The organism is Microbulbifer sp. ABE4_465 (genome assembly GCF_056160765.1).
This window is the reverse complement of the sequence record NZ_JBSWXV010000001.1, coordinates 650,015-663,346: the sequence shown is the minus strand read 5'-3', so window position 1 is coordinate 663,346 and position 13,332 is coordinate 650,015. Positions and strand designations below refer to the sequence as shown.

The 13,332-nt window shown below is 56.8% G+C and carries 10 protein-coding genes and 1 riboswitch; of the genes, 9 read left to right on the top strand and 1 reads right to left on the bottom strand.

All coding sequences use genetic code 11. From position 1 onward, the window contains the following. Positions 1 to 18 precede the first annotated feature (18 nt). The 4 genes from crcB to ACXAG1_RS02640 all read left to right on the top strand — a co-directional run bounded on the left by crcB (position 19) and on the right by ACXAG1_RS02640 (position 3,434). On the top strand, positions 19 to 393 hold the full coding sequence (gene crcB, locus ACXAG1_RS02655; RefSeq protein WP_475092975.1) for a fluoride efflux transporter CrcB: 375 nt from the start codon (positions 19 to 21) through the stop codon (positions 391 to 393). Positions 394 to 411: 18 nt separating this feature from the next. Further along, positions 412 to 1,686: a serine--tRNA ligase gene (serS, locus tag ACXAG1_RS02650; RefSeq protein WP_475092976.1), complete on the top strand. Its 1,275-nt coding sequence runs from the start codon at positions 412 to 414 to the stop codon at positions 1,684 to 1,686. An 18-nt stretch (positions 1,687 to 1,704) separates the two neighbouring features. Then, entirely contained in the window at positions 1,705 to 3,084 is a 1,380-nt protein-coding gene (gene cysG, locus ACXAG1_RS02645) for a siroheme synthase CysG (protein ID WP_475092977.1), read from the top strand. Positions 3,085 to 3,149: 65 nt separating this feature from the next. Continuing rightward, positions 3,150 to 3,434, top strand: a complete 285-nt coding sequence (locus ACXAG1_RS02640; protein WP_475118859.1) for a hypothetical protein — start codon at positions 3,150 to 3,152, stop codon at positions 3,432 to 3,434. Between the two features lie 190 nt (positions 3,435 to 3,624). Here ACXAG1_RS02640 and ACXAG1_RS02635 read toward each other — a convergent pair whose 3' ends face one another. Beyond that, a complete protein-coding gene (locus tag ACXAG1_RS02635) occupies positions 3,625 to 5,982 on the bottom strand; it encodes a penicillin acylase family protein (RefSeq protein WP_475118858.1) in 2,358 nt (785 codons plus the stop codon). A gap of 347 nt (positions 5,983 to 6,329) precedes the next feature. Here ACXAG1_RS02635 and ACXAG1_RS02630 point away from each other — a divergent pair, with 347 nt between their 5' ends. The 5 genes from ACXAG1_RS02630 (at position 6,330) to ACXAG1_RS02610 (ending at position 13,088) form a co-directional block, all read left to right on the top strand. Further along, positions 6,330 to 8,906, top strand: a complete 2,577-nt coding sequence (locus ACXAG1_RS02630) for a TonB-dependent receptor (RefSeq protein ID WP_475118857.1) — start codon at positions 6,330 to 6,332, stop codon at positions 8,904 to 8,906. 202 nt (positions 8,907 to 9,108) lie between these two features. After that, positions 9,109 to 10,494 (top strand): ergothioneine biosynthesis protein EgtB, encoded by a 1,386-nt coding sequence (gene egtB, locus ACXAG1_RS02625; RefSeq protein WP_475092981.1) that lies wholly within the window; start codon positions 9,109 to 9,111, stop codon positions 10,492 to 10,494. Next, the gene (gene egtD / locus ACXAG1_RS02620) at positions 10,491 to 11,444 is read left to right on the top strand and encodes an L-histidine N(alpha)-methyltransferase (RefSeq protein WP_475118856.1); all 954 of its coding nucleotides are present in this window, start codon (positions 10,491 to 10,493) and stop codon (positions 11,442 to 11,444) included. The genes egtB and egtD overlap by 4 nt, the downstream gene beginning before the upstream one ends. A gap of 121 nt (positions 11,445 to 11,565) precedes the next feature. After that, a complete protein-coding gene (locus ACXAG1_RS02615) occupies positions 11,566 to 11,952 on the top strand; it encodes a DUF411 domain-containing protein (protein ID WP_475118855.1) in 387 nt (128 codons plus the stop codon). A 95-nt stretch (positions 11,953 to 12,047) separates the two neighbouring features. Beyond that, positions 12,048 to 13,088 carry a hydrolase gene (locus tag ACXAG1_RS02610; RefSeq protein ID WP_475118854.1) on the top strand — a complete coding sequence of 347 codons (1,041 nt, stop codon included), beginning with the start codon at positions 12,048 to 12,050 and terminating at the stop codon, positions 13,086 to 13,088. A 50-nt stretch (positions 13,089 to 13,138) separates the two neighbouring features. Continuing rightward, positions 13,139 to 13,286: riboswitch (cobalamin riboswitch) on the top strand. Positions 13,287 to 13,332: the final 46 nt, after the last annotated feature.

The window sequence follows — 13,332 nt, the reverse complement described above, 5'->3', positions numbered from 1 at the left end:
ACAAAAGGACCTGACCCCATGCAGTGGATTGCAATTGCCCTGGGCGGCGCGGTCGGCGCGGTCATGCGTCACCTCATTGGCCTTTGGAGCTACCCGGTGTTCGAACACCGCTTTCCCCTGGGCACATTAATTGTGAATGTGATCGGTTCACTGCTGATCGGGTTTGCCTATGTGATGATCGTCGAGCGGGGTGCGCTCGGCCACGAGTGGCGCCTGCTGATCATGACCGGGCTGTTCGGCGCGCTCACTACCTTCTCGACCTTCTCGCTGGAAACTGTGCTGTTGTGGCACAATGGCCAGCCTTTAACGGCGCTGGCCTATGTAGCGGTCAGCCTTCTGGTGTGTCTGGGGGCAACCGCAGCCGCCGTCACACTGGGACTGAAATATCTGTAACGCGGTAATGAATTCATCATGCTCGACCCAAAACTGATTCGCACTCAACTCGACGAAGTAGCAGCGGCGCTGGCCAAACGCGGTGTACAGCTGGACACGGCTAAGCTGGAACAGCTGGAAGAACAGCGCAAGGAATTACAGGGGCGCACCGAGTCCCTGCAGAACGAGCGCAATACCAAATCCAAAAACATCGGCCGCGCCAAGGCCGCCGGAGAGGACATTGCGCCGCTGCTGAAAGAAGTAGAATCCCTGGGCGGACAGCTCTCCGAGGCCAAGCAGGCCCTCGGTGACCTTCAGCTGCAGCTGGACGATATCCTGCTGGCCATTCCCAACCTGCCGGATGCCTCTGTACCGGAAGGTAAGGACGAAGACGATAATGTGGAAGTCGCGAAGTGGGGTGAACCCCGCAGCTTCGACTTCGAAGTACGCGACCACGTGGATCTGGGCAGCAACCTGGGTGGCCTCGACTTTGAGGTGGCGAGCAAGATTACCGGCTCCCGCTTCGCGGTCATGACTGGCCAGGTAGCAAAACTGCACCGCGCATTGGCACAGTTCATGCTAGATCTTCATGTAGAAGAGCACGGCTATACGGAAGCCAATGTGCCGGTAATAGTAAATAGCGATTCCCTGTACGGAACTTCCCAGCTGCCCAAGTTTGCGGAAGATCTGTTCAAACTGGAGGACGAGCGTAGTTTCTACCTCATTCCTACCGCAGAAGTACCGTTGACCAATTTGTACCGCGACGAGATCGTCGATGCCGATCAGTTGCCGCACAAATATGTCAGCCACACCAACTGCTTTCGCTCCGAAGCCGGCTCCCACGGGCGCGACACCCGCGGCATGATCAGGCAGCACCAGTTCGAAAAAGTGGAACTGGTTTGTTTCGCCCGCCCTGATCAGTCCATGGATGCGCTCGAACAGCTCACCAGTCATGCAGAAAATGTTCTGCAGAAACTGAACCTGCCATACCGCAAAGTAGTGCTGTGTGGTGGCGATATGGGATTTGGTGCGACCAAAACCTATGACCTGGAAGTGTGGATTCCGTCTCAGGACAAATACCGCGAGATTTCCTCCTGCTCCCTGATGGGAGACTTCCAGGCCCGGCGTATGAAAGCCCGCTGGCGCAACCCGGAAACGGGCAAGCCAGAACTGCTGCACACCCTGAACGGATCCGGGCTGGCAGTGGGCCGTACGCTGATCGCGGTACTGGAAAACTACCAACAGGCCGATGGTAGTATCGAGGTGCCGGAAGTACTGCGCCCCTATATGAAAGGCGCCACCAAGATCGGCTAAGTAGTATGGAATAAGACCTTGCGTTACCTGCCTCTCGCTTTTGATTTGAAAAACCGTCCCTGTCTGATTGTTGGGGGCGGTTCCATCGCCACGCGCAAAGCGCGGCTACTCAACAAGGCGGAGGCCCGCCTGCTGGTGGTGGCTCCGGATATTACCGATGAGCTGCGCCAGCTGGTCATGGCCAGCGGTGGCGAATACATCGTTGGCACCTATCGCAAGGAATTGCTCGATAACGCCGAAATGGTGGTTGCCGCCACTGCCGATGGCGATGTGAATGCACAGGTGTCTGCCGACGCCCGCGCACGTCGCCTGCCGGTAAATGTGGTCGACTCGCCAGAGCACTGCACCTTTACCTTTCCCTCCATTGTCGAACGCGGACCCCTGGCCATCGGCATCTCCAGCGGTGGCTCTGCGCCGGTTCTCACGCGCATGCTGCGCGCACAAATCGAAACACTGCTTTCCCCCGGGCTCGGGCTGATTGCCGAGCTGGCTGGTCGCCTGCGCGATAACGTCAAAGCCGCATTGCCGGAAGCCCAGCGCAAAGATTTCTGGCACTGGGTCTTCAATGGCCCGGTGGTTGGTCAGATCGAGCGCGGCCACAAGGCCGAAGCGGAACAAACGGTGCTGGAAGAATTGCAGCGCTGGGAACAAAAGCCCGCACCGAGCGGCGAGGTTTACCTGGTAGGTGGCGGCCCCGGTGATCCCGATCTTCTGACCTTCCGCGCGCTACGCCTGATGCAGCAAGCAGATGTGGTGCTTTACGATCGCCTGGTGTCTACCGAAGTACTGGAACTGGTGCGCCGGGATGCGGAGCGTATTTACGTGGGCAAAATGAAGCAATTTCATTCCGTGCCCCAGGACGATATCAACCAGCTGCTGGTGGATCTGGCGAAAGAGGGCAAGAAGGTTCTGCGCCTGAAGGGCGGCGACCCGTTTGTATTTGGTCGCGGCGGCGAGGAAATCGACAAGCTGGCGGAAGCGGGCGTGCCTTTCCAGGTCGTGCCAGGCATTACCGCCGCTATTGGCTGTTCTGCGTATTCCGGTATTCCGCTGACCCACCGGGATCACGCACAATCGGTGCGTTTTATTACCGGTCACCTGAAGCAGGGCGATCTGGTTTTGCCGTGGGAAGAGCTGATCACCAAAAATCAGACACTGGTGTTCTATATGGGCCTGACGGGTCTTCCCACCATTTCCGAGAAGCTGATTGCCAACGGGATGGATGCGGAAACGCCGGCGGCGCTGGTAGAGAAGGGCACCACACGAGATCAGCGGGTGATTGTTGGCACCATTGGCACATTGCCGGAACTTGCGGAAACCCACAAAGTCGAGGCGCCGGCACTCACGATTATCGGCGGTGTGGTGAAGCTGCGCGAGAGCCTCGGCTGGTACCAGTAAGCTCTCTGTCTGCGTAGGCATCCAGTCCACTAACCATTGGCAAACCCCTATCTATACTGAAAGGGATGTTTGCCTATGGTGGTTTTATGCTGTGGATGTTGCTTTGCTTTTATTGCACTCTTCTGGTGCGCAGTTTTCTGCCTCGAGAAAGTGAAATCGCGCTGCCTGACGAAGACGACAGCCACCTGCGTCGCTATTCCCGCGCTTACAAGATCAAACGTAATTGGGTGAAGAATCTCTGGATCGGCTCATCTTTGCTGATGATTTGCTTCCCACTGCTGCCGTTTATCCTCGGCCTAGGACTTTTCACGTCCTTCCTATCTTTCGCGATTCTCGACGAAACTGCCTGACGCCTCGGGCCTAGTTCAGTCTCGTGGCGGTGACGCCACCGGGTACAGCCTGGTGAGACACGCCGTAAACCCATCCCTGGGGGCTCTTCTAAAACATCCCTGTTTTAGAAGGTCTCACCAGGCTGTACCCGGCACCGCCCCCTTCGCTCAAGCACCAGCACCAGCACCAGTAATCTAAAGAAATAAACTTCTAGTTTAAGATCAGTGTGTAAGCTGCTGATTTTTCAGTAAAACTTGAAGCCTTACCTTCCACCCAATCCTGATGGCCGTTTCCAAAGAACGGGGAGAGCGGGTGTGCGCTCTGGCCGGTGGCCATATGGAAAATACCCAGCTCTTCATGGCCCGGGGCCACAACCAGACGCTCAGAAGCACCATTGGTCGCGGACTGGAAACGGGGCATATGGGAGTCGCCGGGGAGTGGGTCGGCGGGCATGGCGGTGAACCAGTTTACAGCGGAGACCGCGCGGGCCAGCGGGTGCTGGATTTTTGCGGCATTTTGAACGCCCCAGGTCTGTTCGGATAAGGGCAGGCCGCCTTCGGCCATTTCTTCCAGAACCAGATCCAGCGCGGCGATTTTCAGGTCGCGCCAGCTCTCAAACTCCGGGTTCAGCAGGTGTGCGGGTTCGCCGGAAAGCATTTCCCAGGCCGGGTATTCCACCTGGCGGTTTACGCGACCAAACTTAAAGCCTTCGTCATACCGTTTCATGTAGGTGAGCACCGGTGCGGTCGCCAGGTCGATAAAGCGCAGGCGGAAGTTGCGGACGATGCGGTAGCCCACGGAGTCGGCGCTGGCGCGGGCGCCCCAGTTTTCTACCTGTTCCAGAACGTCCGCATAATCCGCATTGCCTTTCAGTAGTGCCGCCAGATGTTGCTGCCAACGCTCGAGGAATACGGCGCGGTCGTCGAGCTGGATATCGAGCAGATCCTGTTCGGTGAAGGTTTCTTTGGCAAACAGGTCGTCGCGAATCTGTTGTTGGCGGGCGCCGAGGGCGTAGCCACCGTCGCCCATCACGCGAAGATATTCGCCGTCCATGGTGCGCGAGTTGGCGGTCCAGATACGGTGAGACGGAGGGTTATAGACGTGCGGCTGCTCCTCCAGTGACAGGTAGCCATCCCAGTAGGCAGTGCCGTCCGCCCAGCTGACAGAGCGGTTGCCTTCAAGACCAACACGGCGCGGAATTGGGCCCGCGACGGTCCAGCCGATGTTGCCCTGGCTGTCGCCGAGGACAAAATTCTGGTGGGGAATACCAAGCTCGGGAGCAAGATCGAGGGCGGCGCGAGCGGTGCCTGCATGCTCCATTTTCAGCAGGTTCATGTTTGCGCCGCGTACATCGTGCGCCACCCAGCGATAGGCGAGGGGGTTGCCGGTGTAATCTTCTCCCACCACCGGGCCCCAAATAGTCTTGCGCACTTTGAGTGTGTCTGCGGCCTGGCCTTTTATCGCAAGCGTTTCCTCAACCACATCAAACGCGCGCCAGCCGTCCGGGGTGCGGTATTGCTTTCCGTCCGGTGACATTTCCAGTGGGATCAGGTCACCCCAGTCGGCCGTGGTGTTGGTAAAGCCCCAGGCGACTTTGCCGTTGCTGCCCGCAACGATAATCGGGCCGCCGGGCAGGGTGGCGCCACGCATTTCGAAATCGGTACCGGGAATGTTCCAGCCGGCACGGTACCAGATATTCGGTACCGTGATTGCCAGGTGCATGTCGTCTGCGACAATGGCAGCACCGTGTTCCGTCAACGCGCCACCCACGACCCAGTTGTTACTGCCGAAAATCATGTCTTCGCTTTCCATGGGCTCGTAGGCCATGGGCTCACCATCTTCTACCAGTGAGGCAATATGCGTGTGTGGCAGAGCCAGGGGGCCGCGCACATCGCCGATCAACGGCGCGTCCCAGTTGCCACCCTTCGGCACGAAGAAGTGATAGAGGTCATCCGGGAGCAACTGCGCCAGGGCGTTGTCACGCAGCTCGAAATTTCCGGTGTTGCTCTGAAGCGTCAGATACATGCTGAATATGGTCAGCAGACTATCCGCCGGCGCCCATTCGCGCGGCGCAGTTTGCAGCAGGGCATATTCCCAGGGCGCAGCGCCAAGTTCTGCCAGACCAACATTCACCCCGGCGGTGTATTGCTTAAGGATCTGCTGTTGCTCTGAAGGCATGGCCGCCACATTGCGTTCTGCGCGTTTGCGGAACTGATGCAGCCGAATTTCCCGGTCGTGTTCCAGTGCAGCCTCGCCAACGAGCTCGGAAAGCTCACCGGCGGAATTTCGACGCAGCAGGTCCATCTGGAAAAAACGCTCTTGAGCATGCAGGAAGCCGAGGGCAAAAGCGGAGTCGGTGCGCGTTTCGGCGTGAATAAAGGGAATACCCTGAGCGTCTCGCTCAATGGTTACTGGCCGCTCGAGTGCCCCGGTATCCAATGTGCCGTCCAGAACCGGGAGGCTCTGGCGAAGCCACAGCCAGGTGGCGGCCGCGACAAGTAACAAGAGGACGAGGATAGCAATGGCCGTGCGCAGCAGGCGTCGTGGCCAGGGATTTGAAGTCAACATCGCAAGGGCTCTCGAGGTTTAAGTTGGCGTTGTTATTTTGGGACAGGTAGCGCTTTCTAACTAAGCGATCCAGCCGCTGGTTTCACGGAGTCTACCAGCATACGGCGGGCCGGAAATGGTTACCAGCGGACACCGATCGGTCATATTTTCGGGTGTTTCGTAGCATTACGCGCCAGAATGGCGCACAGTCTCACATTTTTATACTGTAAAACTGACCAGTCACAAGAAAAAGGTCACAACAAGCTTTTATTGGGACTGCGCTCCACGTAAGATGGCCCAACATAACTATCAATAACGACCAATTTCCATCACGCTTTTCATATAACTACAAACGCGAGGACGCGATGATGTATAACGCCGATCAGTCCGGAAAAAACCGTTCTTTTTCCCTGACCACTCTTTCCGCCGCCATTGCTGTGACCACAGCCATGAGCAGTGCCGCCTATGCTGCTGAAATCGAAGAAGTGGTTGTAACCGCGCAGAAGCGCGCGGAAAACCTGCAAGACGTGCCGATTGCCATCTCCGCTTTCACCGGTGACAGCATGAAGGCCATGGGTGTCAAAAACCTGACCGACCTGGGTAAATTTACCCCGGGTGTGGAAATGAACAACGACACACCTCTACAGCCCACCTACAGCGTGCGCGGTATCGAGACCGGTGACTTCACCGTAGGCTCTGACCCCGCTGTAGCCGTTTATGTAGACGGCGTATATACCGGCCGTGGTGCTGGCGCGGAGATTCCGCTGGCGGATATCGAGCGCGTCGAGGTCCTCAAAGGCCCACAGGGCACACTGTTTGGCCGCAACGCCACCGGTGGTGCCATCCATATCATCTCCAAGAAGCCGCAAGCGGAAGATACCGCTGAGCTGAATCTCACCGCCGGTAATTACGGTCGCGTTTCTACCGACCTGCTGCTGAACAGCGAGCTTGCAGACAACCTCTACGGCCGCTTTACCGCATCAACCAACCGTCGCGACTCTTTTGCTGAGAACCTGGCGAACGATTTCGAAGCCGGTAACATCGACACCCAAACGTACCGTGCATCGCTGCTGTGGGAACCCACTGCGAGCACCGAAGTGCTGTGGCGTGCCGAATACGGCGTAATGGATCAGGGCAGTGCACTGCGCACCTCCATCGTCCCATCGCTTCAGGCTGAGGCCGGTGGCACCGATGTATTCGGTGACTACGCACTGGATACCCCGACCATCGAAGATCGCGACTCCTGGGGAACTTCCCTGTCTGTGGTACACGATTTCGACGACTTCACTTTCACGTCTATTACTGCTTACCGCGGCTTCGACGCCCATCTGCAGCAGGACGAAGACGGCACCGCAAATCCGGATTACATGTTCGGCTCCGCCAACTTCGACGATCAGACCCAGTTCTCGCAGGAATTCCGCCTAAACGGTGCTACCGATACCCTGAAGTGGACACTGGGTGCGTCTTATTCTCGTGAAGAGCTGGAGCACACTACTGATGCGTACTTTACCGCTGGCTCCCTGGAATCCTTCGCAGTGTACGAGGGTACTAAAGCTCAGGTTGAGGCTCTCGGCCTGGACCTGACTACCACTGACATCGAGAATATGGCGTACGCTCAGCGTCAGGACATGATCGCTGCTGGCCTTGAAGGTGCCGCTGTATCCACTTTCATTTACGATTTGATGGTGCAGTCAGGCCAGGCCGACGCACTGCTGCAGGCATTGGGCGCCCCGTCTACTGTCACTGCGAGCATGCTGAATCGAGACCAAATGATTGGCCAGTTGATGGCAGGTATCGCTCCGTGGGTAGCCGCCGATACCGCGTGGAATGAGTCCGTATTCAACGCGGGCGATTACCGTTCCGCGGCCATTTACGGTGACGCCACCTGGAGCCTGACTGACAAGATGGATCTGACCGTTGGTGCGCGCTATACCGCCGACGAGAAAGATTTCTCCATCGTCAGCGACTATCAAAATACTCTGCCGATCGCATTCATCGGTGGTGAAGTTCAGCTGATGGCACCAGACGGCACACCACTGGGTGCTACCATCACTCTACCTTCCGGTCAGATTGCCGAGATTCCTTTTGGCATGGCGTTCAATAACAACGGCGTACAAAACCTGAATCAAGAACTGAGCGATTCCTGGAGCGATCTGTCTGGACGCGTGGTTCTGGACTACCGCTGGAACGACGATGTGATGACATTCATCTCTCTGGCAGATGGCTTTAAAGCGGGGGGGTTCAACAGCTTTAGCGCCGCACCAGGCATCGACCCGTCTTTCGATCAGGAAGATGTGACCAACCTGGAAATCGGCCTGAAGAGCAGCCTGTTCGACAATGCAGTGCGCTTCAACGCATCTGTGTTCGCGTACGACTACAAAAACCTGCAGCAGCTGGATCTCGTAGGTGCGCCAATTCCGAACTACTACCTGCGTAATGCCGATGCCGAAGGCCGCGGTGCAGAGTTTGAAGTTCAGTGGGCGGCCACCGACAGCCTGTTTATCGCCGGTAACTACTCCTTCCTGGATACCGAATACACCCGCTACCAGATCATTGAGGCAATCGGTGAAACGGAAGAAGACGATTCCCGTGTAGGTCAGCCTCGCGTTGGCACCCCGGAGAACAAGTTCAACCTGATGGCGGAATACACCTGGGAACTGGCAGCCGGCGGCGACGTGGTTCTGCGTGGTGACTACAACTGGACCGACGAGCGTGTTGGCTCCATCAGCGATCCGGCCCGCGTAATCCCGGACTACCAGCTGATGAACCTGCGTGCAGGCTGGAACAGCGCTTCCGACCGTTACTCTGCAGCCCTGTGGGTGCAGAACGTAACCGACGAAGAAATCGCTGGAGGCTACGGCGGCACCGGTGCAGCCATTGGCGCGAGCCCGGCCTGGCGCTTTATGCCGCGCATGTATGGTGCAGACTTCACCGTGCGCTTCTAAGCACTGGGTTTAGTCTCACAAACTGGCGCCACGCGCCATTGGAAAGGGTCGGCTTTGCCGGCCCTTTCTGCGTTTTCGGCATAGTGTTTTGATCCCGGGGAATAAGTGGCGCCAATTACTGCGCCAAAGCGACTTCCGGCATGGGAATCCACCGCAATGGATGTATGATCAAAAGCATCTAATGCAGTTCTCGGGACATGGAATGAACCTGACCTCGGAGTTGGATTCCGCTGTTTCAATAGCGGATGTCGATAGCCATTCAACGCTTTATTGGGGGGAAGACGAGGGGCGCGACCTCAGCCTGGATGAGCGCGTCGCACTTTTGACCCAGTTTCAGCGAGTACGTGCTCAGACTGAGACGCTCACCGAGCCACTATCCGCAGAGGACCTGCAACTCCAGTCGATGCCCGATGCCAGTCCCGGCAAGTGGCATATGGCGCATACCAGTTGGTTTTTTGAAACCTTTCTCCTGCAGCCTCATGCGCCCGCCTACGATCCGTTTGATCCCAATTTTCACCATCTCTTCAACTCCTACTACAACTCCCTTGGCACACCATTTTCTCGGCCACAGCGCGGGCTGCTGTCCAGGCCATCCTTGCATCAGGTCCGGCGCTATCGCCACTACGTCGATAGTGAAATTGAGCGCTGGCTGACGGAGGAAGAGGTCACGGCGGATCTCGCCAATCTGTTGGTTCTCGGCTTGAATCACGAACAGCAGCACCAGGAACTGCTGCTCACCGATATCAAGCATGCACTCTCTATAAACCCGTTGCGCCCGAGCTACCAAGAAGACATTTCAGTCGCGGAAGAGGAAGAGGGCACATCAGATCTTCGCTGGCTGAGCATCCCGGAAGACACGTACACCCTCGGCAGCGACGGGCAGCGTTTTGCCTTTGACAATGAGGGTCCGGCGCATCAGCGTTTTCAACCCGCATTTCGAATTGCCTCGCGTCTCGTCACCAACAGGGAATATCTGGAATTTCTGCAGGACGGTGGATATCAGGAGCCGCGGTTATGGCTGTCGGATGGGTGGGCTGAACTCAACCGGTCCGGTCGCCATGCCCCCATGTACTGGCACATGCGAGACGGCCATTGGCAGCAGTTTACGCTCGGTGGTATGCGCGAAATCGATCCGGATGCCCCGGTTTGTCACTTGAGTTTTTACGAGGCCGATGCCTTCGCCAGCTGGTCGGGTTACCGACTGCCGACGGAGTTTGAATGGGAGATCGCTGCCTGGTTGCACTGCCGCAATGACGCAGGGCGCACCGCTAACCTGCTGGAGTCGGGGCACTTTCATCCTGTTGCGGAGCAAACCGATTTTATTCGCGACGATCCCTCGGGCGGAACACAATTTCTGGGAAACGCCTGGCAGTGGACATCCAGCGCCTATCAGCCGTATCCGGGGTTCCGTGCCAGTTCGGATGCTGTCGGGGAGTACAACGGCAAATTCATGTGTAATCAGATGGTGTTGCGTGGCGGATCCTGTGTCACGCCACGCAGCCACATCCGGATTAGCTACCGAAACTTCTTTTACCCGCACCAGGCGTGGCAATTCTCCGGAATCCGCCTGGCAGGAGATGAAATATGAATATGGCGGCACAGGGAATTGCCGTAGTTCAGGCATTTGAGCAGGACGTATTGGCCGGGCTGGCTGCGCGGCAAAAAACACTTCCCTGCAAATACCTGTATGACGAAGCGGGATCGCGGCTGTTTGAAGAAATCTGCACACTCGAAGATTATTACCTGACGCGAACGGAAGCGGCGATTTTTGCCCAGCAGATTGAGCCCATGGCCCAAGCGATTGGCCCGAATGTCAGCCTGATTGAGCCAGGAGCGGGTAACTGTGAAAAAGCGGAGCCGCTATTACAGGCAATGCACACGCCGACCGGATACTTCCCTTTGGATATCTCGCCGGAGATTTTGCTCGCTGCGCGTCAGCGCATTCAGCAGCGCATGCCGGGCATACAAGTTGTGCCGGCGGTCGGGGATTTTACCGGCGCGGCGGTCTGGCGTGAGCTTCCTGATATTACCGGTCGGAAAGTCGTATTTTTTCCGGGGTCAACGATAGGCAACTTCACCCCGGAGCAGGCCCGATCACTATTGTGCCTGTTTGCAGAACAAATACAGCCTGGAGATGGCCTGTTGCTTGGGGCGGATCTTGTAAAAGATTCGGTGGTGCTCGAGCGGGCATACCACGACAGTAATCATGTCACGGAAGCGTTTAATAAAAACCTGCTAGACAGAATTAACCGTGAGCTCGATGGGTCCTTTAATCTCGATGCGTTTGCGCACCGGGCGTTTTATCACCGTCTGCGCCACCGGGTAGAGATGCACCTGGTCAGCCTCGAGCAACAGGCTGTTGAGGTTTGCGGCCGTCGCTTCCACTTTGACGAAGGCGAAACTATTCACACGGAAAACAGCCACAAATACACACTGAGCGCGTTGGAAAATTTATTGCGCTCAACCGGTTTTGAGCCGCGTCAATACTGGACCGATCACCAACAACATTATGCGATTTACTATGCCGAAGCAGTTTGATTTTTTTAATTTTCTAAAGTATCCAATTTTTTGCGCTGCAATAATTTCACTGCTTGCGGGGTGTACCACAAGCAGCAGCAACGGCTCCGCTGGCAATTCCAGCGGGCAAGCCGCGCAGCACATGACCGTGTACAAGTCTCCGTTTTGCCTCTGTTGCAATGACTGGATCAAGCACCTGGAAGGTAACGCCTTTGCGGTGACCAGCGAGAATGGACTGGATACCGCCAGCGTCAAACAGCAGTGGAATATCCCACCCAGTATGCACGGGTGTCACACCGGCGTGTGGAACAACCAATATGTATTTGAAGGCCACGTTCCGGCGCGGTTGATTCGCCAATTCCTTGCAAATCCCCCCAAGGGAAGTATCGGGCTGGCAGTTCCGGGAATGCCGCAGGGCAGCCCCGGTATGTACCGGGGTAAGAACTTCGAGCCCTACGTGGTCTATGCCATTCAGTCTAACGGCGAATACCGATTCTATGAAAAGGTGACCGCACCGGAAGCCAGCTAACGCAAGCCCGCAAAGTACTCCTGCCAGGCTGGAATCATCGCCCGGCAGGGGATACCCTTGCAGCCTTATATTCGATTGTTACGGCTGCGCGCAATTTGAACTCATTCACCTCTCACTCTTCCGAAACTACCCAAAACCAGTATTTACAGAAGGTTTTCACCCCCGGAATCGGACTCGCGAACTGTCACCTGCAAACCATTTTCCCGGTATTTCATCGCTCAAAACCCTGGGTACGCACCCAGGCTCAGTGGCTGGAAACACCCGATGGGGATCGTATTGCACTGCACACCCCGGTGCGCCTCGAAGATGATGCTGATCGCCCCATCGTTTTAGTCCTGCACGGCCTGGAAGGTTCGGTGGAATCGCCTTACGTACAAGGCTTGATGCCCGCGCTCATGTCTGCCGGTTTTCAGGTCGCGGTCATGCATTTTCGCGGTTGTGGCGGTATTCCAAATCTATTACCCAGGGCCTATCACAGTGGAGACAGTGAAGACCCGCGCTGGCTGGCAGGCCGGTTAAAGGCGCATTACCCGAATACGCCACTCATGGCGGTCGGGTATTCACTGGGGGGCAATGTATTGCTGAAATGGCTGGGTGAAGATGGGGATCAAAGCCCGTTAGCTGCGGCGGTCTCTGTTTCCGCACCGCTGGACCTGCACCTTTCCAGCAAACAGATGAATACCGGCTTCTCAAAGGTCTATCAGAAGCATCTGCTCGATAGCCTTAAAAAGAGCCTCGGGCGCAAGACACAGGACCCGAAATTGGCGCGGCAGATGCCCCCGCTCAATCATCCGCGCGCGTTCAGTAATTTCCGCCATTTCGACGACCACTTTACCGCGCCACTACACGGTTTCAGGGGTGTTGATGACTATTACACGCGGGCCTCGAGTCGCCCGCATCTGAACAACATCGCACGGCCCACTTGCCTGATCCATGCACTCGACGACCCGTTTGTATCGCCGGAAGCGGTCCCTTCCGATTCCGACGTCAGTGCTTCGGTCACACTGGCGATCAGCAAACGGGGAGGGCATGTGGGGTTTGTCAGCGGAAGCCTGTGGAAACCCAGATACTGGCTGGAGTCGGCTATTCCCGCCTTTCTCAAATCGCAAACCGCGGGCACTTCCCACAAAGTTTGACTTTCCAGACCCATTCCCCTAATTTCGCCCCCGCGATACGAGGTGCCTTCTGCTGCCTTGCCCCTATAGGCTCGGTTATTGGCTGAGAAGGTTAAACGGGAAGTCCGGAAATCCGGCGCTGCCCCCGCAACGGTGATCTGCTCTGTGCCTGAATAGGCGAGCGGTAAGCCCGATACCGGCCTCAGATCGAATCACGATGGAGCGGAGGGCTACCATCCTGCAATACGACCTCCCGCGCCTTGCG